Origin of the sequence: Tautonia rosea (genome assembly GCF_012958305.1) — a bacterium.
Lineage (GTDB): Bacteria > Planctomycetota > Planctomycetia > Isosphaerales > Isosphaeraceae > Tautonia > Tautonia rosea.
This window is the reverse complement of the sequence record NZ_JABBYO010000009.1, coordinates 77553-104125: the sequence shown is the minus strand read 5'-3', so window position 1 is coordinate 104125 and position 26573 is coordinate 77553. Positions and strand designations below refer to the sequence as shown.

Here is a 26573-nt window from a genome sequence, read left to right as displayed (position 1 = left end):
CGTTCCGATCCCCCTCAGCCGGGATCAACCCTTCGAGCGGGTCCGTGGCTCTTGTTCCGACCAGATTCGGCCCGTACACTGGAATCGATGCGAACCCCAGAACGGTCGAATCCTTCGGAACCACTGGTCTTGTCAGGGGATCTGTCTTCCGTGTCGAACGTCTCTGCTCGGCCCCATCGGGTTGTGATCATTGGAGCAGGCTTGAGCGGCCTGACGGCAGCGTACCGTCTGGCCGAACGATCCGCGACGCTCCGATCACCCATCGAACTGGTCGTCCTCGAAGCGCAGGACCGGATTGGTGGCGCGATCTGGACCGATCGCATCAATGACTTCACCCTCGAAGGGGGCGCTGACTCGTTCATCACCAACAAGCCCCACGCCATCGAGCTTTGCCGGTCGCTCGGCCTCGGCGATCAGCTCATCGGCACCGACGACCGCTTCCGCCGCTCGTTCGTCGTCCGCAAAGGTCGATTGGTGCCGGTCCCCGAAGGCTTTGTCCTGATGGCCCCTCAGCGCCTGTGGCCGCTCATCACCTCGCCCATCCTCTCCTGGCGAGGGAAGCTGCGCATGCTCTGCGACCTCGTCCTCCCCGCCCGTCGCGACGAGGCGGATGAAAGTCTCGCCAGTTTCGTCCGCCGCCGCCTCGGCCGTGAGGCGCTCGACCGCCTGGTTCAGCCCCTGGTCGGCGGCATCTACACGGCCGATCCGAACGACCTGAGCCTGCACGCGACCCTTCCCCAGTTTCCCCAGATGGAACGCGAGCACGGCAGCCTGATTCGGGCCGCGCTCCGCCAGGGGCGGGCGGCTCGTCTCGAAGGGCAGGGGGGTGGTTCCGGAGCACGCTACAGCCTCTTCCAGACCCTCTCCCACGGGATGGACACCCTCCCGAAGGCCCTGGCCGCCTCCCTTCCTGCCGGATCGCTGCGACTCGGCACCGCCGCCCGTCGCGTCGCCCGACACGAGCCCGAGGGAACCTGGCGCGTCGAGCTGCTGGACGGCCCTTCTCTTGAGGCTGATGCCGTGATCCTCGCCGTCGAGGCCCACGCTGCCGCCCGGCTCGTTGATGGTGAAGACAAGGACCTGGCGCTCGATCTCCGATCAATCCCCTACGCCTCCTCGGCAATCGTCCAGCTGGCCTATCCCCGAGACCACGTCACCCACCCACTCGATGGGTTTGGAGTGGTCGTGCCAAGCATCGAAGGGCGAGAGATCCTGGCCGTCTCGTTTACCAGCGTCAAGTTCCCCGACCGCGCTCCCGAAGGCTCGGTCTTGCTTCGCGTCTTCATCGGCGGTGCCTTGCAGGCGCACCTCTTTGAACGCAACGATGAGGAGCTGACCGCGATCGCCAGACGAGAGGTGGAACAGCTTCTCGGCATCTCGGGAGCCCCGATTCTCTCCCAGGTCGCCCGTCATTCCCGAGCCATGCCTCAGTACACACTCGGTCATCTCGATCGGGTCGCCTCCATTCGATCGCGAGCCAAGGCTCATCCCGGTCTCATCCTGACCGGCAATGCCTACTCGGGAGTCGGTGTTCCCGACTGTGCCCGAATCGGCCAGGAGGCAGCCGAAGCCGTCCTTCGCCTCCTGACCAACGCGCGAGGCCGGGCCGTCGCCTGACGACCCTCGGCTCCGGGCGTTCCCCGCAAGGAGGATCCCCTCATCGCGCCCGACCGTAGCGGAGGATCAAGGCGCCGGCGGCCAGGCTCAACCCCAGACCGCTCACCGCCCACTCGACCCGCCAGGGCACCTTGCGGAACGGCTGCCTCGTCACGCGTCTGATGGTTCCCGTCGTGTGATTGAAGTAATCGCTCAGCAGGTCAAACGTCGGTGTGCTCACCATCGGCTTCGGACCGAACATGGTTTGCCACTGGGCATAGCTCACTTTCGCTCCGTCCCAAAGCAGCGGCATCGTCAACAGGCCGACGAGTAGCAAGATCCCCCATCCCTTCGACTTCCGGGGAGGCCCAGAGTGCTGATCCATCGAGATGCGATGATATTTCTTCATGGCTTCGCCCCTTTGTAGACCGACGCCGCCGTTCTCGATGGACTACATCCCAAGCAAGGTATCCTTGATGTTGATCGCCGCCGGACCGACCAGGACCACAAACACACCGGGAAAGATAAACAGAATCAGCGGCAGCATGATCTTGACGGCCGTCTGTGCGGCCTTCTCCTCAGCCAGTTGCCGGCGTCGGGTCCGCATCGCGTCCGACTGCACCCGCAACGCCGATCCAATGGGCGACCCGAATTTCTCCGCCTGAATGATGACGGCGGCCAGGGCCCGCACATCTTCCACTCCCGTCCGGATTCCCAGGTCTCTCAGCGCCTCTCGACGGGGACGGCCCATCTGGATCTGAAAATTCACCACATTCAGCTCATTGCAGACTTCCGGGCATGAATCGGCCAGTTCCGTCGTCACGCGACGCATCGCCGCGTCAAACCCCAGCCCGGCCTCCACACAGACGACCATCAAGTCCAGCGCATCGGGCAAGCCCAGGAAGATCGCCTGCTGCCGCTTCCTCCTCCATTGCCCAACGATCAGGCCCGGAATGTAGAAGCCCACTCCACCAGCCGCCATGACCGCGAACACCCCGTTCTGGGTCAAACCGAAGTGGGACCAGACCGGCGGAATTGACACCCCCATCCCGATCAAGAGCCCCAGTAGCTTCATGCCGAGGTATATTTGCACAGCCTGCGGATGCCGGATCCCCGCGTTCAAGAGCGAGATCCGGAGCTTACCCAGCTCCGCCTCGTCTTTCGGCTGCATCGGGCCAGACAACTTCCTGGCCGCCTCGGCCACCCGATCCTGAATCCGCTGGCGTTCCCGAGCGGCCCGAGCCCGATCGGCCTCCATCTGCGGTCGATCCAGCATCCGCTTCAGGCGGTCCTCCGCGCGGCTCGGCCGGTTCGCCACCAGCGACAACATGCCCCAGCCCCCGAGCATGAACGCCAGGAAGGTGGCGAGGGGAATCATCGTTTCCGGGGTCAGGAGGGTTTCGAGCGTCGGCACGGCCGGATCTCTCCGCTGTTTCGATCGGAGTATGCACCGATCAGACCTTGATCGAAATGATCTTCTTGATTGCGACGGCCCCCATGAGCTGGAGGACCACCGTCAACGCCAGCAGTTTTGTCCCCAGCTCCGTCTGGAACAGGGGAGCCACGTAGGAAGGATTGCTCACGGCAATGAACGCCAGCAAGCCAGGAGGCATCGCCAGCAAGACCAGGCCCGAGAGCCGACCCTCGGCCGTCAGAGACTTGACGTGACCGACCAGCTCGAATCGCTGACGGATCAAGCGGCCGATCTTGTCGAGAATCTCCGCCAGATCGCCCCCCGTAGCGCGCTGGATGATGATCGCAGTCACCAGAAAGCGCACGTCCATCGTTGGCACGCGCTCCGACATGCCTCGCAGGGCCTCATCGACTGGCACGCCGAGGTTTTGCTCCTCAAACACCCGGCCGAATTCCTGAGAGACCGGCCCCTTCATCTCTTGAGAGACCAGTTGCATCCCCGAGGCCAGGCCGTGGCCTGCCCGCAAGGCCCTGCCCATCAGCTCCACGGCTTCAGGAAGTCCTCCCATGAACACTGCGATCCGTTTCCGCTTGCGATGGTGAAGAAACATGATGGCCAGTCCCGCCCCCATCACCGCTCCCACCGGAGCAAGCAGCAGGGAACCCAGCACCCCCGCGGCGGCTCCTCCCAGCACCGCCAGCCCCGCGGCAATGGCCAGAAACGTCTTGAACGGCAGCGTCAGGTCGGCCTGTTCGTACAGCCGCTTCAGCGATTCGCCACTCGGCATGTATTGCTCAAGGAACGCCATGTTCCGCGCGTCGATCGGGGGCGCCCGCAACAGCGAATCGGCCGCGAGTTGCTTCTTGACGCTCGGACGCTTCCCGCTGGTGAGGTTCCGCAGGCGTTCCTCGGCCAGGGTCGATTCCGACTTCGTCACCACCATGGCCACGCCTGCGACGAGCAGGGCAATGGCCACTCCCGCGGCAATCATGACGAAGGTCGTCCCGTCCATCACTCACCATCCTTCCCGTCTACGATTCGACATCAATGCTGATGTCTCCTGGTTCGTGCCCAATCGACCACCCCACCCCTAATCCGCCATCAGGTCGCGCTGACGGAACAGGTCGGCCGGTAGCACGCAGCCAGACGATTCCAGGCGATCCATGAACGACGGCCGGATGCCGGTCGAGGTAAACCGCCCATGGGCTCGCCCGCCGGAATCAACACCGACCTGCTCGAATTTGAAGATCTCTTGCATGATAATCGTGTCGCCTTCCATGCCGACGACCTCGGTGATGCTCGTCACCTTCCTCGGACCGCCTTGCAGACGGTTCGCCTGAATGATCAGGTCCACGGCCGAGGCGAACTGAGCGCGCAGTGCCCGGATCGGAAGCTCCAGGCCTGCCATGCTGATCATCGTTTCCAACCGGCTCATGGCGTCGCGCGGGTTGTTGGCGTGCACGGTCGTCATCGAACCCTCGTGGCCGGTGTTCATGGCCTGGATCATGTCCAGTGTTTCGGCTCCTCGACACTCGCCAATGATGATTCGGTCGGGCCGCATCCGCAGGGCGTTCTTCACCAGGTCGGTCGCCGTGACCGCTCCCCGCCCCTCAACGTTTGGTGGTCGGGTTTCGAGTCGAACAACGTGCTCCTGCTGCAGGCGAAGCTCGGCCGCATCCTCAATTGTGATGATCCGGTGATCGTTCTGAATGAAGCTCGATAGCGTGTTGAGGAGCGTTGTCTTGCCCGAGCCAGTGCCTCCAGAAATAATGATATTCAAACGCGCTCGCATCGCCGCTTCCATCAAGATGAGCATCTCGGGCGTAAATGCCTTGAAGCGTAACAGATCATCTTGTGTCAGAGGTTTCGAGCCGAACATTCGGATCGTCAACACCGGCCCATCAAGGGCCAGCGGCGGGATGATCGCATTGACGCGAGAGCCGTCCGGCAGTCGCGCGTCGACCATCGGAGAACTTTCATCGATGCGCCGACCCACGCGAGACACAATTCGGTCGATGATCTGTAACAGGTGGTCGTCATCGCGGAACCCCACGCACGACCGCTCGATCCGTCCTCCTTTTTCGATGAACACATACCGGGGACCATTGATCATGATGTCCCCGATTCCCTCCTCCTTGAGCAGCGCCTCAAGCGGCCCAAGTCCGAACGTCTCATCCAGGATCTCATCAACGAGCCGTTGACGCTCACTCCGATTGAGCATCGGGTCGTCTTCGTCGAGCAGGTGCTCAATGACCGAACGCACCTCGGCACGCACGGTCCTCGGGTCCAGTTCGTTGACCCGGTTGAAGTCGAGCCGGTCGACCAACTTGCCGTGGATCCTTCGCTTGATCGCCTCAAATGCCGCTACGGCGGGGTCGGCCTTTGTCTGCTCTTGATCCTTCGGCTTCGGCGGCTTCGGCGGCTTCGGCGGGGGGGCCATCACCGGCGTGGGCACGGCCGAAGGGGTCGGCGGAGGCTGCGCGGCGGCAGCGGTGCGGTCGGGCCCCTCAGAGTTCTCAGAGGCGGGCGGCTTTGCCTGCGCGGGGGTCGCTCCGAGCGTTCGCTGCCCAAGCGGGCTACGGCCAAATCCATGAAGCATCGTCGGGAAACCTCCGAGGGTCCCCGACTCGGCCGGTTCGCACGGGAGAAGGGGGACCAGAAATCGTCAGAATCTCAGGTAAACATTGCCGCAATTTTTCCCATAAAGGGTTTCGGTTTCTCGCCCCCAATCGGGGCGAAGCTGCGAGCAATCTCGGCAATCGATCGCGTGATCCGGTGCTTCGGGGCTTCGATTTCGAGGGGTACACCCTTGGTCCGGGCTGCCCCGACAATCTCTGAGACATTCGGTATCTGCCAGCCGATCGGTGCCCCAAGCGTTTCTTCCGCCTTTTTCAAACCGATCGTCGTGATGTCCGATCCCACTCGGTTGACCACCACGCGGACCCGATCGGCCAACCCATCGATTTCCCGAAAAATCTGCATCAACCGCGCTCCGTTGCGCAGCCCGCACACATCAAGCTGCGTGACGAGCAACACCGTCTCGGAACGCTCAAGCGCCACGAAATCGGTTTCCTGAAACCCCTTGCTCGCATCGACTACCACATAGCGAAACGCGCCGAGCAAGAGGTCCATCAGGTGACGAAGCCCTTCGATCTCCACCTTCGCGGCGTCTTCCATCGCTGCTGGGGCCGGCAACACGTGTACACCCGATTCGTGCTGAGTCAACGCCCGATGCAGCAACGATTTGTCATAACGGTCGATGTCCGAAACCACGTCGGAAATCGTCAACTCGGGCATCACGTCGAGCAGTGTATCGACGCACCCGAGCAGAAGATCGAGGTCCACCAGGGCCACCGAAGCTCCGGGAGCCTTGGTTAGCGCCACCGCCAGATTGACTGCAAGCGTCGTGCAACCGACTCCACCGGCCGAGCCGATCACTGTCACCATCGTGCCCCGACCATCAGACGGAAGCTGGACGTCGGGCAACAAGCGAGCGATCGCTGTGCGAGCTTCCTCGACCTCGATCGGCAATGGGAGAAATTCCGAGGCTCCCGCTCGCAACGTCCGAAGAATCGTCTCGCCGTCACGCGACTGACTGGCCGGCAGTACCGCGACCCGCGGGTTACGGTCCTTGATCTCCCTGATCGTCTCCAGGGCACGTTCCGGATTCGCGTCCAGGACGATGACCACCAACTCGCAAGACGATGCCTCAATCTGCCGTAACGTCGCATTGTAGTCTGAGCACGTATCCACAACCTGGACCGTTCCCAGATTCGTCAACGCGGCCTTCACCACCGCCGCAGAGGCGGGGTTCGGGTCGACCAGAAGGAGTCGTCGGGCAGTGTCCATGAGCTCGACCGGTGTCTCGGCGTCGGGCGGGTGTGCTGACGTCCCGATTGGGAGTCAACCTCACCCGGGTGGGGAAGGAATTGCGTCTGCATCGATGGTCAGGCCATCGAGGCGGAAGGGGCGGCGGGCTTCCAGGCCCACTCCCGTCTCCAGGTTGGCGTCCGGCTCCGGCTCCGGCTCCGGCTCCGGCTTCGGGCCGACAAGCCGCGTGTGAGGGGCTCGAAGCCCGGCGAAGATCGTCAGCCGTCGCGGTGCTTCCTGCACTTCGGGAGTCTCAACCGTCTCGGTCATTACCGGGGGCGGGTCCACCAGCGCGATTGGAAGGGGCTCCGGCTCGGGGAGGGGCTCCGGCTCGGGAAGGGGCTCCGGTTCCGGTTCCGGTTCGGGCTCAGGTTCCGGCTTGACCGCTACGATCGCAGCGTCGTTCAGACCCCGAAGTGACAGCGTGAGCGGTCCATTCTGCATGGCGCTTGCCAGGGTTTGCACCTGATCCGGCGAGACTTCCAGGGTCACGGTCCGCGCCTCGATCGAGCGATCTTCGGGGCTTTCGAAAACGGTTCCCGAGGCCAGCACGCGAACGTTCTCCAGGATCACATCAGCCCGACCAGGCAAATCGGCCCGTGGCTGGAGCACATCAACGCGGTAATCGGGCAGGATAAACCCCGAGACTCCGGTCTGCTCATCCACCCGGACGGCAAACGCTCTCATCCCCGGCGTGATCCGCGCGATCATTCCCGTTGGCGTTCCTTTCTGGGCCAGCTTGCCGTCCAGAATCACGTCGCCGGGAAGCATCCGGATCGTCGCCCAGCGATCAAGGGCCTGCTTCACGTCGGTCAACGCACCGCTGGGGACCATCTCCGTCGGAATTTCCTTTGACTCGAGCATCTCCGGTGTCAGCGTTTCTTCGACCCTGATCTCCCGGTTTGCGACCAGCACCAGGGTTTTCGGGACGTCAGTCGAGGGCTCTCGATTCAGGACCGATCGAACGCCCCACATCGCGGCCAGCCCGCACAGTGCGGCGAGCCCGAGCAGCATGGGTGCCTTGCCGTTCATCAATGGTGCTCCTCTGCCCCTCGGGGCGTCTCGCTGCTCACATCAACAGCCCGTGGAATGCCATGTAGCCGATCGAGCCAATCGCCAGCGGAATGCCGTAGGGCAAAAGCCGCATCGTCGGCTTTCGCTCGGCCGCCCGTTCCGCAAGCCGATCGGGGTGCTTCACCGTGACAATCTCCTGCGCGATCTGCTTGCTCATCGACCAGTGCCGCCGCCACTGACCGCTCCAGGCGATCATTCCCAGGGCGATGATGCCCCCCACAATCGCCGAAACGGCCAACGCCTCGGCCGCCATCAACGGCCCGACCCAGGCACCAAAGCCTGCAAACATCTTGACATCGCCCGCCCCCATGCCGCCGATCGCACAGACGATCATCAGCGGCACGAACCCGACGACCATCCCGGCCACCGACCAGCCCAAACCTCCCCAACCAGCCGTCCAGGCCCAGTAGGCCAGCCCACCTGCGGCCAGGTGGAACGTCAGCCAGTTCGGCACCTTGAGCTTGCGGCCATCGATGATCGCCGCTTCCACGAGCAGGGCCGAGACCAGCCAGGCGGCTCCCATCGGCAAGGTGTATGGCATGGTTCACAATCCTCCCTTGTGCAATCGCCTGTTGGCCCGACCCCCCGAACCGTCTTGCAGGCGTTCTCTTGTCAAAGAAGCCTAGGACATGAATGACCGAAGGGCCTCCGGCAACCGGCTATTTGAGCCGCATCGCCGGAGGCCCTGTCTGGTGCTGCCCCAAAGGGCGCTCTGGCGTTTGAGCCAGACGTCAGTTCGAGGTCGGCAGGCCGCCCACCGTGGTACCAATATTCGAGAACGTGCTGTTCATGCTGGTGCCCAGGGACCTCACCCCGACGATAATCGCCACGGCGATCAGGGCGACCATCACGGCATATTCGACCGCCGTCGGGCCGTCTTCACTCTTGATGAAACCGCGAATTCGCTTGATAAACGTGCTCATGGGTTTTTCCTGACTTTGGAGGCCTTGCTCGATCGTGTCCGAGACTGGCTCCGGTTCCTTCGTCCGAATTTTGCGTCGCTCCTGATCGACGATCGGGCCGCGACACCCTCAAACCAACTTATCCCGATCTCTTCCGTTTCATGATGTCCCGCAGTGTTTTGTCTGCGAGGCTATCAGAACCCTAGGTCAGATTTTGAAGTGCGGTGTTCCGACCTTTGGGAAATGTTGCGAGGAAACGACGCGGCCTTTCACTCAGGCCCCTCATTGCTCCAGGCTTACGGTTCGAACCGACTCGTCGGTCGCAACGAGCGTGTTTCCCTGGTAATAACGGACCCGAAGTAGCTTCATCGACTTGACCCGGTTCGCCTGCCAGCCCACCCCGGAGAACCCTACCGAGGTCTCCGGATAATAGCCCGACATCGACGACAGTGACGTCGCCACCGTCAGCCCCAGGTTTGCCCCCGACCCCTGGCCGAACTGGCCCCAACTGGTCGATTGCCCCTCGATGATCTGGTACCTCATTGTGCCGCCGGAGACGCCCAGCGACTGAGTCCAGGTAATCGTTTCGTTGGCTGTCGACAACTGCGAGGTGTGCTGGGTCGAGGTGGCCAGCACCGCTTCGCCGTTATAAGCGATCAGCTCCAACCCTCCCGATCGAAACGACGGCTGGCTTCGATAGTTCAGGTTGAACACGATGAACTGGCCCGCCTGGCTGTCCACCGGGCTCATCGAGGTGGTGATCTGAGGCCCCTCGGCAATCGCGTCCGGCGCGATGATGATCAACTCCCAGTCTTCCTCAACCCGATCAATCGGCGATGTCGGGCTTTGTGCCGCGGCGTTCCACGCTCCGGCCGTGGCGATCCACGCGACGGCCAGGAGCGGCCCGACCGCTTGCACGATCCGTGGTCGGTTCATGCGTTCTGCTCCCTTTGGCAAAAAAAAGAAGTCTCGTCGCGCGGAGCGCGGGCCGCGCGGGGGGGGTTATCGCGACAGGTTCAGCCGGATCAACCCGCCTGCAGTCCAGCCCGTCTGGACCTTGCCGGGGATTGCGGTCGGATCGCGCGTGAGCGCCGGCTGGACGATCACGTACTTCGGATTCCCTTGAAAATTCACGGCCACCACGCGGACCGAGGCAAAGCCAATGACCTTGTACTGCGTGTTGTTGCCGTTGCCTCCCGATCCGTTCGGATCGAAGATCGGAAGCGTGCGCGGCTGGCCGATGATCGCCTCCAGCGCGCTTTTCATCCCGGCACTGATCCCGGGGTTCCCCCCGAGCATCACATAAGGTTTCCCCTGGGCATCGGTCTGGTGGAGCGTCAGTTCGCCCCCCGGATACATCGACAGTTGCTGAGGGGTGACCCCGTGCTCGATCTGAGCCCGGAGCGTGTTGGTGCTGTTGTTTGTTACCCCGATGTTCGCTGAGCCCCAGTTGCCCGGATACCCGTTCTTCACCGGGAACATCTGCGATTCTTTGATACCGTCCGACCCGTTCGTGACACGCTTCGTCTCGGCGTTGTACGTGTACTGATCAATCGTTGAAATGTACGGATTGATCATTGCCTCGTAGGTTAACCTGTCGAGCACGAACGGCAGCAGATCGGCATTGCGGCTTGGTTCGGAACTGAAGCCGGCAATGGTGTAGTTCATCGCCGTCGCCGTGCCGCGCACGCGGACGGCCGCTCCGTCAATCCCGATCGCCCGGGCGAAGAACGCCGGGACAATCCCGCCCCGAGCCTCGGATCGGGCTGCCCGGATCTGGACCGAGTTGAAGTTCGCGGCCTGCGACATGTCACTGACAAACGGGCTGGACGGATCCAGCGGATTGGCAATGTAACCCAGAACCACATCCCCACTCGGGGAGTTGAACGGGTTGCTCACGACCACAGGCTTGTGGCCGAGGACCGTGTTTTGCTCCACAAACTGCTGTGATCGACTGTGAGCCGAGGTGAAGATCGTCGTTAACGACATGTTCGGGTTCAGACGTCGCTCGTCGGCCAGAGCCGAAGCCCCAGCCAACGCTCCGGCATCGGCCGCGATTCCCAGCTGGTGCCGGGCCACGGCCAACACCGTCGTATCGACGGCCACGGCCACGAAGCCGAGGATCGCGGTCATCATCACAGCCGAGAGCACCAGGGTCGCACCGCGGCGCCCTTTGGGCCGATCGGCTCGTCCTCTCATGAGCGGGTCCTCCTGAGACGGGGCCGGGAAATCACGGATTCTTTTCACTACTCATCGTTGCCGAGGCCACGACCGTGGTGTCTTCAAAAGCAAACGGGTCTCCCAGCCAGCTCACATTTTTGAACGGCACGCTCAGCCGGACCGTGATCGGCGACGGTGCCTCCACGTTGAGCCACGAACCGTTCGGACTACTAATTTGCACCGAGGGCGAGATCCCCGTCCCGGCAAGCGCCGCCTCGATTCGGGCCTTCACGGCCGCCTCGGTCTGACCCGGCAACACCGCCGTCCGGCACCCTTCGCGTGCCGCAACATGCAAGAGTTGCGAGACCATCCCCAGGCGAGACGCTTCGATCGTCCCCAGAATCAACGTGAGAAACAGCGGCAGGATGATAGCCATCTCCACCGCAGCCGCCCCGGATCGCTCGCAACGGCGCAACGGCGTAACGCGCATCTCGGGGAACTCCTTCATCACGCATCAACCCGTTCCGTCCCCACACGCGGATGGAACACGCTGATGCTTCCGCAACCCTGGATCTCCAGGACTGCTTGAAACCGTCCTTGAGAACCCTAGTTCACCCTTTCCACGCCTTGCAAAATGGTCGAATCAAGGCGTTTCCTTCCGGCATCATTTCAGTTCGCCTTGTCAGCACCGACGGTCGCTCGATACAATTCACCCTTTTCCCAAACCACCTTTGACCCAGGCAGTTCGCCGGAGCGTGTGCCGTGGCCGTACCGAAGCGGCGTACATCGAAGTCGAAGAAGGGCATGAGGCGTAGCCATGACGCCCTTCAGTTCAACGTCATTCTGATCAACTGCGAGCAGTGCGGCACCCTGAAGCCTCGCCATACGGTCTGCCCCGATTGCGGGACCTATCGCGGCCGCCAGGTGTTGAAGATCGGTGACGAGGAGTGAGCCGGGCCAGATCGCCTCTGTGCTGGCCATGATCAGGAGTCAGTCCGATGGGACGGCAGTGCGAAGTTAGTGGCAAAAAGACCTCATTCGGCAACCACGTCACCACACGCGGCAAGGCCAAGTACCTCGGTGGTGTCGGGACCAAGGTCACCGGCATCAGCCGACGGAAGTTCAAGCCCAATCTTCAGACGATCAAGGTCTGGCTGCCCAACGGCACCACCCGCCGCGTTCGCGTGGCGACCTCGGTCATCCGCGAAGGTAAGCTGACGCTCGAAGTCGACGGAAAGATGCAGACCTTCCCCCTGATCAAGGCCTCCAAGGGAAGCCGTCAGGCCCGGGAAAAGCTTGGCAATCTCTTCCCTCTCTAAGTTCCGAGCGCCTGCCCTCACGTTGCCCATTTCCGGGGAGCCCGCCCCCGTTCACGGCCTCTCCGTGGATCGGGGCGATCTCCCCGTCTTTGCAGGCTCAAGCGCGTTTCCTTTCCCTCACTCGGGCCTCGCCTTCCATCACGTTCTTCAACGACGGCCCTGCCCGCAACCCTTCCAATTCTCACCGGGACGTGGCCGATCGGCGATCGTCTTTCTCAACCATGTCTGAGGGGTCACGCTCTCGCGCGTTTCTCAGATCGGCAGTGCCCTCTTCACCGCGCACTCCGATTCGGGTTCAATCAAACAATGGTCTAGCGATTTCCCCGGTGCGTTGCGCGCAACGCTCCAGGGCATTCGAGTTCGACCCTCATCTTCCGATTGCCGGCGGTCCTGGACTCCCGAGCCCGGAAGACTTCTCTCCCGCCGAGTCGGACGAGCGAGCGAGGCGCTTCAACCATGGACGAGGAGTTGCTCAGGGGCCGCATTTCGAGCTGGCAACCACCGGCTCGTCAGGAGCCAAGCTCAGACCTCTCCCCCTCCGATGACGATCCCGCCACCGACGATGATCTGCCGGCTCCCGAACTGCCTGCCGTCCATCGCTACCTCGTTCAACTCATCGTCGATCGTGACGAGGCCAACGCCCTTTACCGACGGTTCGTGCCCGACCTTCAGCGGGTTGCCCAGCACAGCGCCGAGTCTCGCGTCGGACGGTCCCGGCTTCTCCTCCGAAGTTCCTTGATCCGGGGGCTCGTGGCGCTTCAACAGTCCGAGCACTGCCCCCTGCCGATCCCCGAACTCAACGCCTCCACCGAGGAGGCCCGCTTCGACGCCATTTGGAGAACCGAACTCCTGGAACGCACCTGGCAACGGCTCAGACGCCTTCAGGAGGAAACCGGTCAGCCCTACTTTCTCGCCCTTCGCCAGCGATCCGAAACCCCCGGACTCTCCGCTCCCGAACTGGCCGATCGTATCGCCCACGTCCTCGACCGCCCCATCTCCACCAGCACCACGCAACGCCTCCTGCGCCGGGCCAATTCGCAGTTCTCCCGAATGCTTCTCGAAGAGGTCATCGCGACTCTTCCCGAAAATCCCCCTTTTGAAACGATCGAACGCGAACTGATCGAAACCAACCTGCTCGCGTTCTGCCGAGAGGCAATCGGCTCACTTCGCCATCGCTCCTCCCCTCCGCACCGCCGCCCGATCGGATAAGCGTCGATCGGGCACAAACCGAAATCATCAAACAACTTCGGGGGCGATCGACACGAGCCTTCGCCCGGTCTTCGCCCCCGAATTCAAGAGAACTCAAGCTTAACCGCACCGCCGCCTTGGGCCTCAGTTGGCCTCTGCCGGAACCGCGTGAGCAATCAGCCGATCGACCAGTTCCACGGCATCTTCCGCCCGTCGCCGGTCGGCATATTTGGCCAACGGGGCCGATGGGGTTCCATCCCCGTAAATCCCGACGACCACATGCAACCCCCGAGACTCGACCACCTCGGCCCGAACAAACAGACCCGATCGGATCAAGGAGGCGAGATTTCGCTGCCAGAGTGCTGTCTCGTTGAGTTTCTTGACCATGTCGACCTCCCTGAAGAGCCGTCGCATTGATGAGACCTCATGGTGAACGGCCGTGCTGTTCTGCCACCTTTCTACGGTGCCTGCTGGGGAATTGTTCTCGAAAAGAGATTCGACGTCCCTCACCAAATCTTCTGTTCCCAGGCCGATTGCGACGGTTTTAAGCGTCCGAAGGGTCAAGCCCCACGCAACACTTGTCCGATAACGACTCTCAGGATTTTGACCCCGCATTCTTTACTTCGATCGGGCACGGAGGCGACACCCATGCGTAGAGCGCAAGGCTCTCGGCCAGACCGCGGTCCTCGCCGCAGGATGACGCCGAGCTTCGAGGCGCTCGACGGCCGGTTGCTTCTCTCGGGAGTGACGCCCGTCGGCGGAAAGCTCGGGCCGTTCATCGCTCCCGGAGCGATCCGGCCCCGCATTCAGCAGGCCCCGGTCCGCGTCGACGCCTCTCCGGCGGTCAATCAGTACCTCGTCCAACTGCTTGGACCTGAACAGATGGAGCCCATCCGCGCCCAGGCCGCTGCCCGGGGCGTGGCGACCCGTTCCATGCTCTACCAGGCCGTGCTGGCCCAGCCCTTCGTCAACGCCATGCTGGGCTCGATCGACACCTACGCTCTGCTCAACTCGCCCGCCGCCCAGACGCTCGTCGGCTTCTCGGCCGCTCCCCAGGAACCGCCCGAAGAGGAACCCCCGGTCGTATTCCTCGTCCCGGAGTCAAACATCCTGGTCCTTGGAACGACTGAGGCCACGGTCCAGATTCCTCCCGCTCCCGACCGAGCCGCCTTCACGGTAACGGTCCCCATCGGCAACTTGCAATTCCTCGGCGAAGGGTTCTATCAGGTCGTTGTTCCCGTGGATCAGATTCCCGGGGAAGGAGCCCTTCCCCCCTCCGAGACCATCGGCACCGGTGCGCTCTCCTCGGTCTACCGAGAGACGGGTCCGCTCCTCTCTCAGGCCCTCCTCACCGGCCGACCCCTCCGAGGTCCGAACACCCCGCCGATCGTCCGAGGCCTCCGCATGGCCCGATCCCTCGGCGACCCTCGACTTGTTCCCCACGGAACTCAGTCCAACTACCTCCGATTGCTCCGTGTCGCCGTCGAACGTAACGCCTTCGACGCCTCCCCCGCGCAAACTGATCGCATTGCCAACGAGCTGGAAGCTTTTCTCTTCGAGGTGCAACAGCTTTCCGCCTCGGGAGCCTTCACCCCCGCGGTGCCCCCGGCGACCCCCGCGAACGTGCTCGGCGGCGCGCGGCTGGGCAACACCATCACCATCACCTCGGCCGCCGTCCGAGACCTCGTGAACGTCGCCCCCAGCCAGACCGGCCTGCAACTGTTCGGCCTGAACTTCCCCGGCCGAATCGACTCCGGCATCATCCTCGCCGCCAATGGCGATTATGGCCTCGTCCTCTCGGCCCGAGGCCCGATGCTCGAAGCCCCCGCCGGCTTCTCCACCGACACCGTCGGCGGCGATCTCCGGGTCCAGCTCAGCAACGCCCAGGCGATTACCGAGCTCAACGGCCTTCGGATCGAGGAAGGCACCTATCTCGGCTCGGTCATCTCCGGCGAGATCACCGCCTCCCGCACCCCGAAGGGTCCTCGAGACCTCGTCACCCTCAGCGCCGCCGCCGGCTTCGGCACCGGCCTCGACTTCGGCACCACCGTGACCTACACCCGCGTCATCCCCCTCGGCAACCTCAACGCCCTGATCCCTCAGTATCCCGCACCGTGACCCCTCGGTGAGTGAGCCGACTCTCCCCGCTCGCGGGGGAGAGGGAGTCAATCCTCAACCCTCGCCCCCGCCTTGCGGGGGAGAGGGTGGCCGCCAGGCCGGGTGAGGGGGTGAATCGCCAGCACACCGATCCCTGCGATCCTCCTCTGGCCCCCTCTCCCCGCTCTCACGAACAAGATGCGATCACCGCAATCCCCCGCTCCGGAAGAACGAGCTCGGACGGAGCAGGGGGGGCCAGAGTCGGGGCACCGGCGTTGGTCTCGGGCTTCGGAAGACAGTCGAGAACGTGCCTCCGGGCCGACCGTCGCCATCGCCGTCGAGCAGGACGCCCTCCACATCCGCCACACCAACCCCCGCGCCGGGGATGCCCGTCACCTGATTGATCAAGACCTGCACCGGTGTTCCCGGCCGGATCGGCTTGAGGGTTCTCAGCGTGACGGTTCGGGTCGCCGGATCATAAACCGCAGGGCCAAGCGGCACCAACAGATCTTCTCTCGTACCGATCCGATGGTTGTGCCCCGGCACTTGCACGCTGTAGCCGTAATTCCGCAGGTCCTCGGTCCTCGGACGATTCATGTCCCGATCGAAGCCGATCGAGATCGTCAGGAGCCCCCGCCGGTCGGCCTGTGCCGAGACGCTCGCGACCCTCGGCACGTCCAGATTCGTGATCGTCAGAATGGCCGCCGACGGCACTCCCAGACTGGCCCCTCCCATCGGATCGTCGAGGAACAACCCCAGCACGGTCGAGGCGTTCGACCCTGGATTGAACAAAATCGGCACCGAGAAGGTCTGCACCAGTTGCCCCGGCCCGAAGGTCAACGTCCCCGAGACCGGCACATAATCGACCCCCGGTACGGCCGTCCCGGCCCTCGTGTCGTACTCGATCGAAACCGTGCCCCCGCCCGCGCTTCGGACGACGGTGATCGTGGCCAGCCCCGATTCCTCCGAAACCTGGTAGGCCGCGCTGGCAAAGGCAATCGTCCCCGGCTGATCATTATCGAGAATCCGCAAGATCGCCGTTGAAGGATTACCGAGGCTTGCCGCTCCTGCCGGGTTCGAGAGGACCAGGCCGACCGTCTCGACCGCCTCGCCCAGATCGTCCTCAAGAATCGGTACTGAGAAGGTTTGCACATTCACGCCGATGTCGAAGGTCAACGTCCCAGACACCGGAGTATAGTCGACTCCTGGTGTGGCCGACCCTCCCATCGTCGCATAAGAAACGGTCGCCTGACCCCCGCTGCCGCCAATCCGGGTCACGCCGATGATCGCTTCGCCGCTCGACTCGTCCACCTCGTATACGGCCATTGCGAACTGGACGGTCCCAAGCAACTCCGCCACGCCGGGGGAAAACTCCGAGGTGTTCCCTGCCGAGTCCGTGGCCGTCGCCGTCACGAACTCGCCCGGCAAGACCGCTCCCGGCACGTCGGCCGAGTACGTTGCCACCCCCGCGCCATTGGTCAGCACGACCGTCTCGCCCAGGTAGCGTTTCCCCTCGCCGCTCCCTGACGGGTCAAGCGTCTCATTCGCAAAGAACTGGATCACGAACGCCGTGTTCGGCACGCTCGTCAACGACCCTTCGATGTTCGCGAAGTTCGTCGAGCTGCGCACCCGGTCAATCACCGGAGCCGGCCGCAAAAGGTTCGGCCCGACCCCCGGAACTAATGGCTCAACCAGATTGATCCCCAGCCCCGCGTTGTCGAAGATGCTGTTCGTCAGAATTCGGTTCTGAATGCTCGGCCCCTCGACCCGCACCCCGTCACGGCGGCTGAAGGCAATGGTGTTCCCCGCCTCGACCGTCAGCCCACCGATCAGGTTATTCGAGGCTCCATCCCGAATCCGAACGCCATCCACCTCATTGCTCAACGCAAGCGTTCCGGTGATATCCGTCCCGATCAGGTTCCCTTGCACCACCGTGTTCGACGTCCCTGGGCCGACCAGATCCACGCCCCAGTGGTTCGACGAAATCAGATTCCTCGCCGCTGTCGTTGTCCCGCCGATCGTGTTGCCCGACGCGTTGTCGACCAACACCCCCTGCAGCGAGTTGTTCAGCTCCAAGGTCCCCGTCGGATCGGTGCCGATGAAGGTCCCCGCCACCAGGTTCCCCGTCGCGGTCGCTCCCAGAATCGCCACACCGACGTTGTTGCCCGAAACGATCTGAGAGCCCTCGCCATCACCCAGGATGCGATTATCCGGCGCCCCGTCGATCCGAATCCCTTCCTTCGCGTTCCCCAGGTCTCCCTGGCCCGATGCACTGCTGCCGATCCGGTTGTTGACAATCAGCGTGTTGCGCGTTGTCGAACCGACCACCGACACGCCTCGCAGGTTGGCCGAGATCACATTGCCGTTGCCGATCGTGTTGCCCGACGCCGACAACTCGACCCGAACCCCGTCTCTCGCATTGCCGAGCGCCGCGTTGCCACCGGCGGTTGTGCCGATGAAGTTCCCCGCCACCAGGTTCCCCGTCGCCAGCGGACCCGAAATCCGCACCCCGGCTCCGTTGTTCGCTGAGATCGTGTTCCGGCGGCCTGTCGCATCCTCGCCGACTCGATTCGACGGCGCATTGTCAAGAAATACACCGTCTCCCGCGTTCCCCGGGTTCCCGGCCCCGAACCGATACCCTCCTCCCGGAGCCGCCCCGATGTAATTCCCCTCAATTCGGTTCCTCGTCGCCCCCGGGCCGACAAGCCAGACCCCGTGGCTTCCGTTGGCCGAGATCACATTGCCCGAGCCCTGCACCGGACCACCAATCGCGTTACTGGAGGCAAGCTGATCGGCCGACGACTGGATCAGAACCCCTTCCAACGCGTTCCCCGCCTGCATGTACACCCCATTGCGAGTCGGGCCGATCACGCCAATCTGGTTCCCGAAAATCTGGTTCCCCTCGGCCCCTGGCTGGATCCAGATCCCCCGGCCTCCCGCAAGGGTGATCGTGTTGTTCTCCTGCGCATTGAAGCCGCCGATCGTCGTGTTCGTGCCCGCGACGACAATCGCGTCCCCCGTGATCCCGATCCCCGCGAACGCCACATCACTCGGAGCCGGCAGGGGGTCGCCCGTCTGAAGATCGACCCGAAAAAGGAAATGCCCGCCAATACTGTTCCCTTGAATCCGGTTGCCGACATTCGACCGGTCCGGCACCCGCACCCCGATGTCAAAGCCGTCAATGACCAATCCGCGCAGATTACTATTCTTCGTGGCGATCTCGAAGCCCACCACCTCGGGATACAACGCTCGGTTGATCCCGCTCCCGTCAACGATCACCCGCAACGCGGCATTGTTCCCATCGAGGGCGACAACCGTGTTCGGCTCCGACTGAAACGCGGTCGGCGCGTCGATGTCATCCGGATAACGAAAAGTGACTGGTACGTCGGCCTGAGAAAGCCCGTCAATCGTCACCGGATCCGTCAACGCCGGCAGGGGTGATTGCAGTTCGATCCGCCAGGTCTGCGTTTCGGGATCGAAGCCCGGCACGGGCACATTGAGCCCCGGCGCCGTCGAGGTCGGAATGGCAAACTCGATGAAGTCCGTCCCCGGACTCGCGTTGGCGTTAAGAATGGCTTGACGAAGCGATCCCAGCCCCGAATCGAACGTATTCCTCACAAAAAACGTCGTCAGCAAGCAGCGAGGTTCGACCCGTTCCACCCCGGGTCGGAAGCGACGCCGACGCCCCCTCCCGACGACAGCGTGCCCAGTCATGCCACTCCTCCATCTCTTGTCGATCAACGCCATGTTCGAACACGCAACGACACGCGGAATCGGCCAATCTCCTCCCGGAACCACCTGGAATTCAGTTTAACCCCGCGAACTGGTCGGAGACGCTGCCTGCCAATCCCTGCCCCGCGCAATCACGACGATTGTTCCGAGAGTTCTCAATCCAACGCCCCTTACCCAGATTCTCCTTCTTCTGTCATTTTGTCCTGCGGGAAAGGGATTTGCACCCGTCTTGAGGGGGGTGCCCTCCTCAAAATCGTGTGACTGACGTTGAGGAATTCCCCGATGATTAGGATGGCAGGGGATGCTTGGCCGCCTCCTCGATCCCGTCGCGAGCCCTGATCGCGTCCCCACCGACCCCGTTCTTTGGCAACTTGTCCGATACGCGTCCGCCCTCAACCGCATATTCCCGAATGACCTGGATGACGTTCCTCAAGGCTCCCGGAGAACACAGGTCGAGGCGATCTGGGATGACTCCATGATCCGTCCCCTCGGTCCAACCCCCGGCGCGAAACAAAGCCATTGCCGCGCTCTTCGATTTCCGAAACGAAAGGCCTTTCGCAACCCAAATCCCTGTCCTCAAAGGGAAATCGTTCCGGACCTCCCAGCGCACCCGCGGCGCACCGCGTTGCGCCCCCCGGCTCTCCCCGCCAGGGACCGGCCGATCGCAACCCGCGTGGCCCCAGCCGATTGAACGTGCCCTCTCCCGTTGTGAAAAGTCAATGGTTGCAATGGGTTGCGTCTCCGGAGCCCGTGCCTTGTCGGTGGGAAAGGCCCTCACGTACCTCCCGACCCAACGCCCGACCAAGGGTTCCGTTCGCGGAACCCTTGGCACCTCTGTGGAAATGGCCTCCTCCCTTTTTGCGAAACAAAGCCATCGCCCGGCGGCTCAGTTCCCGAAACGAACCACCCCCTGCACGGGAAGTCGTTGCTGAATCAAAGATTGCGTCTGGCCTGTCGGGCGCACCGACCCGCGCACCGGCGGTCGAGCGGCTGGACTCGCAGAGATCGCGGCCCTTCCCTCCCGCCCGTCCCTGGAACCAGGGGAAGGAAGTCCTCGAAACCCCGGCACCATCACCCTATGATAAGGACTGACCTTCCCACCTTTTTTTGAGAATTGTGTCTCGCCCTCCGTCGTTCTCGGGATCGCCGATCGCCAAGCCCCTGGTGATGATCGCATGAGCTTCCACCCGCCTCGACTCGGCTTCATTAGCCTGATTTCCTCGATCTGCCTCCTGCTCGGCGGCGGCACGCCCCGGGAGACATCCGCCGAGGACCTGCCCAACCCCGATCGCGTCGATTTCGGTCGACAGATCCGGCCGATCCTCTCCGACCGCTGCTTCCACTGCCACGGTCCCGACGAGGCCGACCGCAAAGGGGGGCTCAGGCTCGACACCCAGGAAGGAGTCCTGGCCGAAACCCCCTCGGGAGCCCGCGCCGTGGTTCCCGGCGACCTCGACGCGAGCGAGCTGATCTGGCGGATCACCTCCGACGACGACCTCGACCGCATGCCCCCGCCCCACTCCGGCCGCACCCTTTCCGACGACGAGATCGACCTGCTCCGCCGCTGGGTCGAGCAGGGGGCCGACTGGGAACAGCACTGGGCGTTCAACCCCGTCGCTGAGGTCTCCATCCCGGACGTGAGCGACCCCTCCTGGCCGGCCAACCCGATCGACCGCTTCGTCCTCGCCCGGCTCGACGCCGAAGGGCTCTCACCCGCCCCCGAAGCAGATCGCGAACGCCTGATCCGCCGCCTCGCGCTCGACCTCACCGGCCTGCCCCCCTCGGTCGCCGAGGTCGACGCCTTCCTCGCCGACGATCGCCCCGATGCCTACGAACGCCTCGTCGATCGCCTCCTCGACTCCCCCCGATTCGGCGAGCACCAGGCCGTCGGATGGCTCGACCTGGCCCGCTATGCCGACACCTACGGATATCAGGCCGATGTCGAGCGGGCCGTCTGGCCCTGGCGCGACTGGGTCATCCGATCGTTCAGTACGAACATGCCCTTCGATCAGTTCCTCACCTGGCAGATTGCTGGCGACCTGATCCCCCCCGACGAGCTTGCCCCCGACGACGGCTACGACCCGATCCTCGCCACCGCCTTCAACCGCCTCCACCGCATGACCAACGAAGGGGGCAGCATCGAGGAAGAATTCCGAGCTGAGTACATCGCTGACCGCACCGACACCCTCGGCACCGCCATCCTCGGCCTGACCATCGGTTGCGCCCGCTGCCACGATCACAAATATGATCCGATCAGCCAGCGCAACTATTACGAACTCTCCAGCTTCTTCGACAACATCGACGAATCCGGCCTCTACTCCCACTTCACCAACGCCACCCCCACCCCGACCCTGCTGTTGACCCAGGGCGACCAGGATCAACAGATCGAATCCTTTGAATCCCAGATCCAGGAAGCCGAGGCCGCCCTCGCCCACCTGGCCGACCAGCGCCGCGAGGCGTTCGACGCCTGGCTCGACCAGTCCGACCACGAGCCGACGGTCATCGGCCTGATCGGCGACTTCCCGCTTGATGAGATTGCCAGTGACAGCCAGACGACCCCGAACCTGGCCAACCCCGACGCCCCCGGTCGCCTCGTCGATGCCCCCCAGCCGATCGACGGCCAGGTCGGCGGCGGCCTCTTGCTGAGTGGCGAAAATAGCCTTGTCCTGCCGATGGGCAACTTCACCCGAGACGACCCTTTCACCGTTGCTCTCTGGGCCAGAACTCCCGACACCAAGGACCGCGCCGTCCTGTTCCACCGCTCCCGAGCCTGGACCGACGCCGGGAGCCGAGGCTATCAGCTCCTGATCGAGGACGGACGCCTCAGCGCTTCACTCGTCCACTTCTGGCCCGGCAACGCCATCGGCATCCAGGCCATTGACCCCATGCCCCCCGAGACCTGGGTCCACCTCGCCGTGACCTACGACGGATCAAGCCGAGCCGATGGAATCACCCTCTACGTCAACGGCCGCCCCGCACCCGTCGAGGTCGTCCGCGACCACCTGGTCAAGGACATCACCGGTGGCGGCGGCGACGAATTGACATTCGGCCAGCGCTTCCGCGATCGAGGCTTCATCGGCGGCATGATCGACTCGATCAAGGTCGCCGACCGCCGCCTCACGCCGCTCGAAGTCGCTCATCTGTACGACGGAACCTCAATTGCCGATGCGTTGACCTCTCCCAATGAGCACCTGTTCGCCTATTACCTGGCGAACCACGACCCCGAGTACCGTGCTCGCCTCGCGGCCCTCCGCGACCTCCGCCGACAGCGATCGAGCCTGGTTGAGTCGATTCCCGAGCTGATGGTCATGCGGGAAATGCCCGAGCCTCGCCAGACCTTCCTGCTCGCCCGAGGCGCCTACGATGCTCCCCGCGACCCGGTCGAGTCGGGCACGCCCGAGGCCCTCTTGCCCTTCCCGACCGACCAGCCCCGCAACCGCCTTGGCCTCGCCCGGTGGCTGACCGACCCCGAGCACCCGCTCACGGCCCGCGTCGCCGTCAACCGCCACTGGAAGGATCTGTTCGGTCGAGGGCTTGTTGCCACTCCCGAGGACTTCGGCAGCCAGGGAGCCGCCCCCCCCCACCCCGAACTGCTCGACTGGCTTGCTCAATCGTTCATCGACTCCGGCTGGGACGTGAAACAGTTGATCCGAACGATCGTCACCTCCTCCACCTACCGGCAAGATTCAACCGTCGATCCCGAGGTCCGGGCCCGCGACCCGGAGAACCTCCTGCTCGCCCGAGGCCCCGTTCGTCGACTGCGGGGTGAGACGATCCGGGATGCCGCCCTCGCCGCCAGCGGGCTTCTGGTCGAGACGATCGGCGGTCGGCCGGTCAAGCCGTATCAGCCCGCCGGTATCTGGGAGGAGAACTCTGGTCAAACCTACGTCCGAGACGAAGGCCCCGGCAGCCGCCGCCGCAGCCTTTACACCTTCTGGAAGCGAACCGCGCCGCCACCATCGATGATCACCCTCGATGCCTCCGCTCGTGAGGTCTGTACCGTACTTCGCCCAACGACCATGACCCCGCTTCAGGCCCTCCTTCTTTTGAACGATCCTCAATATGTGGAAGCCGCCCGCGCCCTTGCCGTGCGGGCCATGCACGAAGGAGGAGACACGCTCGACGCCCGGATTACCTTTGCGTTCCGATCCGCCATTGGCCGAGCACCCACCCCCGACGAATCCGAGATCCTGACCGAGGTCTACCACGAACAGATCGACGAGTTTCAGGAGGCTCCCTCCCGCGCCGAGGCCTTCCTCGCCATCGGCGACGAGCCGCCCGACCCGAGCCTCGACCCGGTCGAGCAGGCCGCCTTTGCCGTCCTCGTGCAGGTGATCTTGAACCACGATGAATGTCATATGAAACGGTGACCCAATGTTCTTCGATCCAAACTCCCTCGACCATCCCGGCCTGCAGCTCAATCGCCGCCACTTCTTCGCGAAGACGGGCCTCGGCATCGGCACCGCGGCGCTGGCACATCTGCTCGGCGTCGAGGGACAATTCGCATCGGCCGCAACCGATGCGAACGACTCCGGCCTGCCCGGTCTGCCGCACTTCGCGCCGAAGGCGAAGCGGATCATCTCCCTCTTCATGAGTGGCGGTCCGTCGCAACTGGAGACGTTCGACTACAAGCCGACCCTCAACGATCGCAACGGCGAGGACCTGCCCGAGTCCGTCCGGGGCGGCCAGCGTCTGACCGGCATGTCGGCCAACCAGGCGACCTTGCCCCTGGCCGGTTCGCTCTTTAAGTTCGATCGCCACGGCGAGTCGGGCGCGTGGGTCAGTGAGCTGTTGCCCTACACGGCCAAAATCGCGGATGAGCTTTGCATTGTCAAGTCGATGTATACCGAGGCGATTAACCACGACCCGGCGATCACCTTCCTGCAGACGGGGGCCCAGATCGCCGGTCGGCCGTCGATCGGCTCGTGGCTCAGCTATGGGCTTGGGTCGGATAATGAGGACCTGCCGGCCTTCTGCGTCCTGATCACCAAGGGGAAATCAGGGCAGCCGCTTTACTCTCGGCTCTGGGGGAATGGGTTCCTTCCATCAGCCCATCAGGGGGTCCTGTTCCGAGCCGGTGCCGAGCCGGTCCTCTACCTTCAGAATCCCGACGGCGTGACCGACGCCGGCCGCCGCAAGATGCTTGACCGGCTCAGGGAGTTGCACCAGATCGAGCATGAGGAGACGCTCGACCCGGTGCTCGACGCCCGGATCGCCCAGTACGAGATGGCCTATCGGATGCAGGCGTCGGTCCCCGAAGTTGCCGATGTCTCCGACGAGCCCGACTCGACCTTCGACCTCTACGGTCCCGACGCCCGGACCCCCGGTACCTTCGCGGCCAACTGCCTGCTCGCCCGTCGCCTGGCCGAGCGTGGCGTGCGCTGCATCCAGCTCTTCCACCAGGACTGGGACCATCATGGCGGCCTCCCCGGCGGCATGCGTCGCGAATGCGGGCAGACCGACCAGGCCAGCGCCGCCCTCGTGATCGACCTGAAGCGACGTGGGTTGCTCGACGACACCCTCGTCGTCTGGGGAGGCGAGTTCGGCCGCACCAACTACAGCCAGGGGAAACTGACCGCCACCGACTACGGCCGCGACCATCACCCCCGCTGTTTCTCCATCTGGATGGCCGGCGGCGGCGTCAAGGCTGGCCTTTCCTACGGTTCCACCGACGAATTTGGCTACAACATCGCCGAGGACCCCGTCCACGTCCACGACCTGCACGCCACGATCCTGCACCTGCTCGGCATCGATCATGAGCGGCTCACGTTTAAATATCAAGGTCGCTACTTTCGTTTGACCGACGTGCACGGCCGCGTCCTGAACGATTTGCTCGCATGATCTTGCGAGCAGCCTGCGATTTGTTTCGCTCTCGACCGCCGTCCCGCCCCCCGGACGCCTGTCTCCCAACCCTCGCCCCCGCTTGCGGGGGAGAGGGTGGCCGAAGGCCGGGTGAGGGGGCTCCGGCCCGAACACCACGCCCTGCGATCCGATCGGGGACCCCTCACCCCAACCCTCTCCCCGCTTGCGGGGAGAGGCGGCCAGATCGGATCAGAGCCTTGATTAGCCGAAGGCCCGGCGAAGTGCCTGGGCAGCTTCGGTGACGGCCTCCTTCCCCTGGGGCATGATGTGGCCGAGGTGGAAGAAACCGTGGATCTGGCCGTCGAAACGGCGGTGGGTGGTGGCGACGCCAGCCTCGGTCAGGCGACGCGCGAGGGCTTCCCCCTCGTCGCGGAGCGGGTCGTACTCAGCCGTCAGGACGAAGGCCGGGGGCAGGCCGGTCAGGTCGGCAAGCAGGGGAGAGGCGTACGGCTGTCGACCGTCGCCCCATTCGCCGAGGTACTGCCGCCAGTAGTACTGCATGGCGTCTCGTGTCAGGCCGAAGCCGGTGGCGCACTCGGAGTAAGACGGAGAGTCGCAGGCCGAGTCGGCGACGGGGTAGATCAAGAGCTGGAAGGCCGGTGCCGGCTCGCGCCGATCGCGGGCCATCAGGCAGGAGACGATTGCCAGGTTCCCCCCTGCGCTGTCACCGCCGACGGCGATGCGAGCCGGGTCGATCCCGAGGCGGCCGGCCTCGGCCCGAACCCATTGAAAGGCATGGGAGGCGTCCTCGGCCGCGGTCGGGAAGTGGTGTTCGGGAGCGAGGCGGTAGTCGACCGAGGCGACAACGCACCCGGAGGCGTTGGCCAGGCTCCGGCAGGTCCCATCCACCATGTTGCAATCGCCCAGGACCCAGCCGCCGCCGTGCGAGAAGACGAGGGCTGGTCGGGGTGAGGGGGCGTCGGACTCGGGCCAGTAGACCCGCAGTGGAAGACCCGCCTCGGTGGTTCGGTCCTCGACGCGGGCGACCGCCTCTCGTGGCACGTCGGCCATGCGGGCGGCCATCATGGCTCGAGCCTCGGCCACGGGCATCGTGTCGAAGCCACGAAAGCCGGTCATCTGTTGCAGGTCGAGCAGGGCCTGAGCATACGGGTCGAGCGGCATGAGCACCTCCGAGGGGAACAGGCGTTCGATCCGTCCTTGGGCGTCCGAGGCGTCGGTCGGTATCGTCTACGATCCAGGCATTGCCGACGGATCGGCTCCCAGCCCCAAGGGTAGCAACCCGCGGGTTCGGGGGAAACCGCAGGATTGCAGACGAATTCGTCCAAAATGAATTGTCTGAGTTCTTTACAAGAGAGCCGTTGGCAGCGGTGCGGCGAGTGATTACCTTGAAGCCCTTCC

21 protein-coding genes are annotated in these 26573 nt (G+C 63.9%); 7 read left to right on the top strand and 14 right to left on the bottom strand.

Annotated features, from left to right (window positions below; all coding sequences use genetic code 11):
• Window positions 1–150 precede the first annotated feature (150 nt).
• Window positions 151–1617, top strand: a complete 1467-nt coding sequence (gene hemG / locus HG800_RS16995; protein WP_315852053.1) for a protoporphyrinogen oxidase — start codon at window positions 151–153, stop codon at window positions 1615–1617.
• Window positions 1618–1657: 40 nt separating this feature from the next.
• On the opposite strand, the gene HG800_RS16990 is transcribed toward hemG, so the two are convergent.
• From HG800_RS16990 to HG800_RS16940, 11 genes are all read right to left on the bottom strand, one after another.
• Window positions 1658–2005: a hypothetical protein gene (locus HG800_RS16990; RefSeq protein WP_169977839.1), complete on the bottom strand. Its 348-nt coding sequence runs from the start codon at window positions 2003–2005 to the stop codon at window positions 1658–1660.
• 42 nt (window positions 2006–2047) lie between these two features.
• Complete coding sequence (locus HG800_RS16985) at window positions 2048–3010, bottom strand: type II secretion system F family protein (RefSeq protein ID WP_315852052.1); 963 nt, start codon at window positions 3008–3010, stop codon at window positions 2048–2050.
• A 40-nt stretch (window positions 3011–3050) separates the two neighbouring features.
• Entirely contained in the window at window positions 3051–4022 is a 972-nt protein-coding gene (locus tag HG800_RS16980; protein WP_169977838.1) for a type II secretion system F family protein, read from the bottom strand.
• A gap of 78 nt (window positions 4023–4100) precedes the next feature.
• A complete protein-coding gene (locus HG800_RS16975; RefSeq protein ID WP_169977969.1) occupies window positions 4101–5450 on the bottom strand; it encodes a CpaF family protein in 1350 nt (449 codons plus the stop codon).
• Between the two features lie 233 nt (window positions 5451–5683).
• Complete coding sequence (locus HG800_RS16970; RefSeq protein ID WP_169977837.1) at window positions 5684–6859, bottom strand: AAA family ATPase; 1176 nt, start codon at window positions 6857–6859, stop codon at window positions 5684–5686.
• 60 nt (window positions 6860–6919) lie between these two features.
• Window positions 6920–7912, bottom strand: a complete 993-nt coding sequence (gene cpaB, locus HG800_RS16965; RefSeq protein ID WP_182830379.1) for a Flp pilus assembly protein CpaB — start codon at window positions 7910–7912, stop codon at window positions 6920–6922.
• 37 nt (window positions 7913–7949) lie between these two features.
• Window positions 7950–8495, bottom strand: coding sequence for an A24 family peptidase (locus tag HG800_RS16960; protein WP_169977836.1), 546 nt, complete (start codon window positions 8493–8495; stop codon window positions 7950–7952).
• A gap of 190 nt (window positions 8496–8685) precedes the next feature.
• A complete protein-coding gene (locus HG800_RS16955; RefSeq protein WP_169977835.1) occupies window positions 8686–8877 on the bottom strand; it encodes a Flp family type IVb pilin in 192 nt (63 codons plus the stop codon).
• Between the two features lie 261 nt (window positions 8878–9138).
• Window positions 9139–9792 (bottom strand): hypothetical protein, encoded by a 654-nt coding sequence (locus HG800_RS16950; RefSeq protein ID WP_169977834.1) that lies wholly within the window; start codon window positions 9790–9792, stop codon window positions 9139–9141.
• Window positions 9793–9858: 66 nt separating this feature from the next.
• A complete protein-coding gene (locus HG800_RS16945) occupies window positions 9859–11055 on the bottom strand; it encodes a pilus assembly protein TadG-related protein (RefSeq protein WP_169977833.1) in 1197 nt (398 codons plus the stop codon).
• Window positions 11056–11086: 31 nt separating this feature from the next.
• Complete coding sequence (locus HG800_RS16940; RefSeq protein WP_169977832.1) at window positions 11087–11506, bottom strand: TadE/TadG family type IV pilus assembly protein; 420 nt, start codon at window positions 11504–11506, stop codon at window positions 11087–11089.
• Window positions 11507–11778: 272 nt separating this feature from the next.
• Here HG800_RS16940 and rpmF point away from each other — a divergent pair, with 272 nt between their 5' ends.
• The 3 genes from rpmF to HG800_RS16925 all read left to right on the top strand — a co-directional run bounded on the left by rpmF (window position 11779) and on the right by HG800_RS16925 (window position 13544).
• The gene (rpmF, locus tag HG800_RS16935) at window positions 11779–11967 is read left to right on the top strand and encodes a 50S ribosomal protein L32 (protein WP_169977831.1); all 189 of its coding nucleotides are present in this window, start codon (window positions 11779–11781) and stop codon (window positions 11965–11967) included.
• A gap of 47 nt (window positions 11968–12014) precedes the next feature.
• A complete protein-coding gene (gene rpmB, locus HG800_RS16930; protein ID WP_169977830.1) occupies window positions 12015–12335 on the top strand; it encodes a 50S ribosomal protein L28 in 321 nt (106 codons plus the stop codon).
• Between the two features lie 456 nt (window positions 12336–12791).
• A complete protein-coding gene (locus HG800_RS16925) occupies window positions 12792–13544 on the top strand; it encodes a hypothetical protein (RefSeq protein ID WP_169977829.1) in 753 nt (250 codons plus the stop codon).
• 123 nt (window positions 13545–13667) lie between these two features.
• Here the strand turns inward: HG800_RS16925 and HG800_RS16920 are convergent, their stop codons facing one another.
• Window positions 13668–13937: a hypothetical protein gene (locus tag HG800_RS16920; RefSeq protein ID WP_235963750.1), complete on the bottom strand. Its 270-nt coding sequence runs from the start codon at window positions 13935–13937 to the stop codon at window positions 13668–13670.
• Window positions 13938–14171: 234 nt separating this feature from the next.
• On the opposite strand from HG800_RS16920, the gene HG800_RS16915 reads away from it, so the two are divergent.
• Entirely contained in the window at window positions 14172–15641 is a 1470-nt protein-coding gene (locus tag HG800_RS16915) for a hypothetical protein (protein WP_169977828.1), read from the top strand.
• Window positions 15642–15824: 183 nt separating this feature from the next.
• Here the strand turns inward: HG800_RS16915 and HG800_RS16910 are convergent, their stop codons facing one another.
• Entirely contained in the window at window positions 15825–19334 is a 3510-nt protein-coding gene (locus HG800_RS16910) for a Calx-beta domain-containing protein (RefSeq protein ID WP_169977827.1), read from the bottom strand.
• A gap of 1193 nt (window positions 19335–20527) precedes the next feature.
• Between HG800_RS16910 and HG800_RS16905 the strand changes: the two genes are divergently transcribed.
• Together HG800_RS16905 and HG800_RS16900 are read left to right on the top strand one after the other, a co-directional pair.
• Entirely contained in the window at window positions 20528–23722 is a 3195-nt protein-coding gene (locus HG800_RS16905) for a DUF1553 domain-containing protein (protein ID WP_169977826.1), read from the top strand.
• Window positions 23723–23726: 4 nt separating this feature from the next.
• A complete protein-coding gene (locus tag HG800_RS16900) occupies window positions 23727–25193 on the top strand; it encodes a DUF1501 domain-containing protein (RefSeq protein WP_169977825.1) in 1467 nt (488 codons plus the stop codon).
• 222 nt (window positions 25194–25415) lie between these two features.
• Here the strand turns inward: HG800_RS16900 and HG800_RS16895 are convergent, their stop codons facing one another.
• Window positions 25416–26336 (bottom strand): alpha/beta hydrolase, encoded by a 921-nt coding sequence (locus HG800_RS16895; protein WP_169977824.1) that lies wholly within the window; start codon window positions 26334–26336, stop codon window positions 25416–25418.
• Window positions 26337–26573 lie beyond the last annotated feature (237 nt).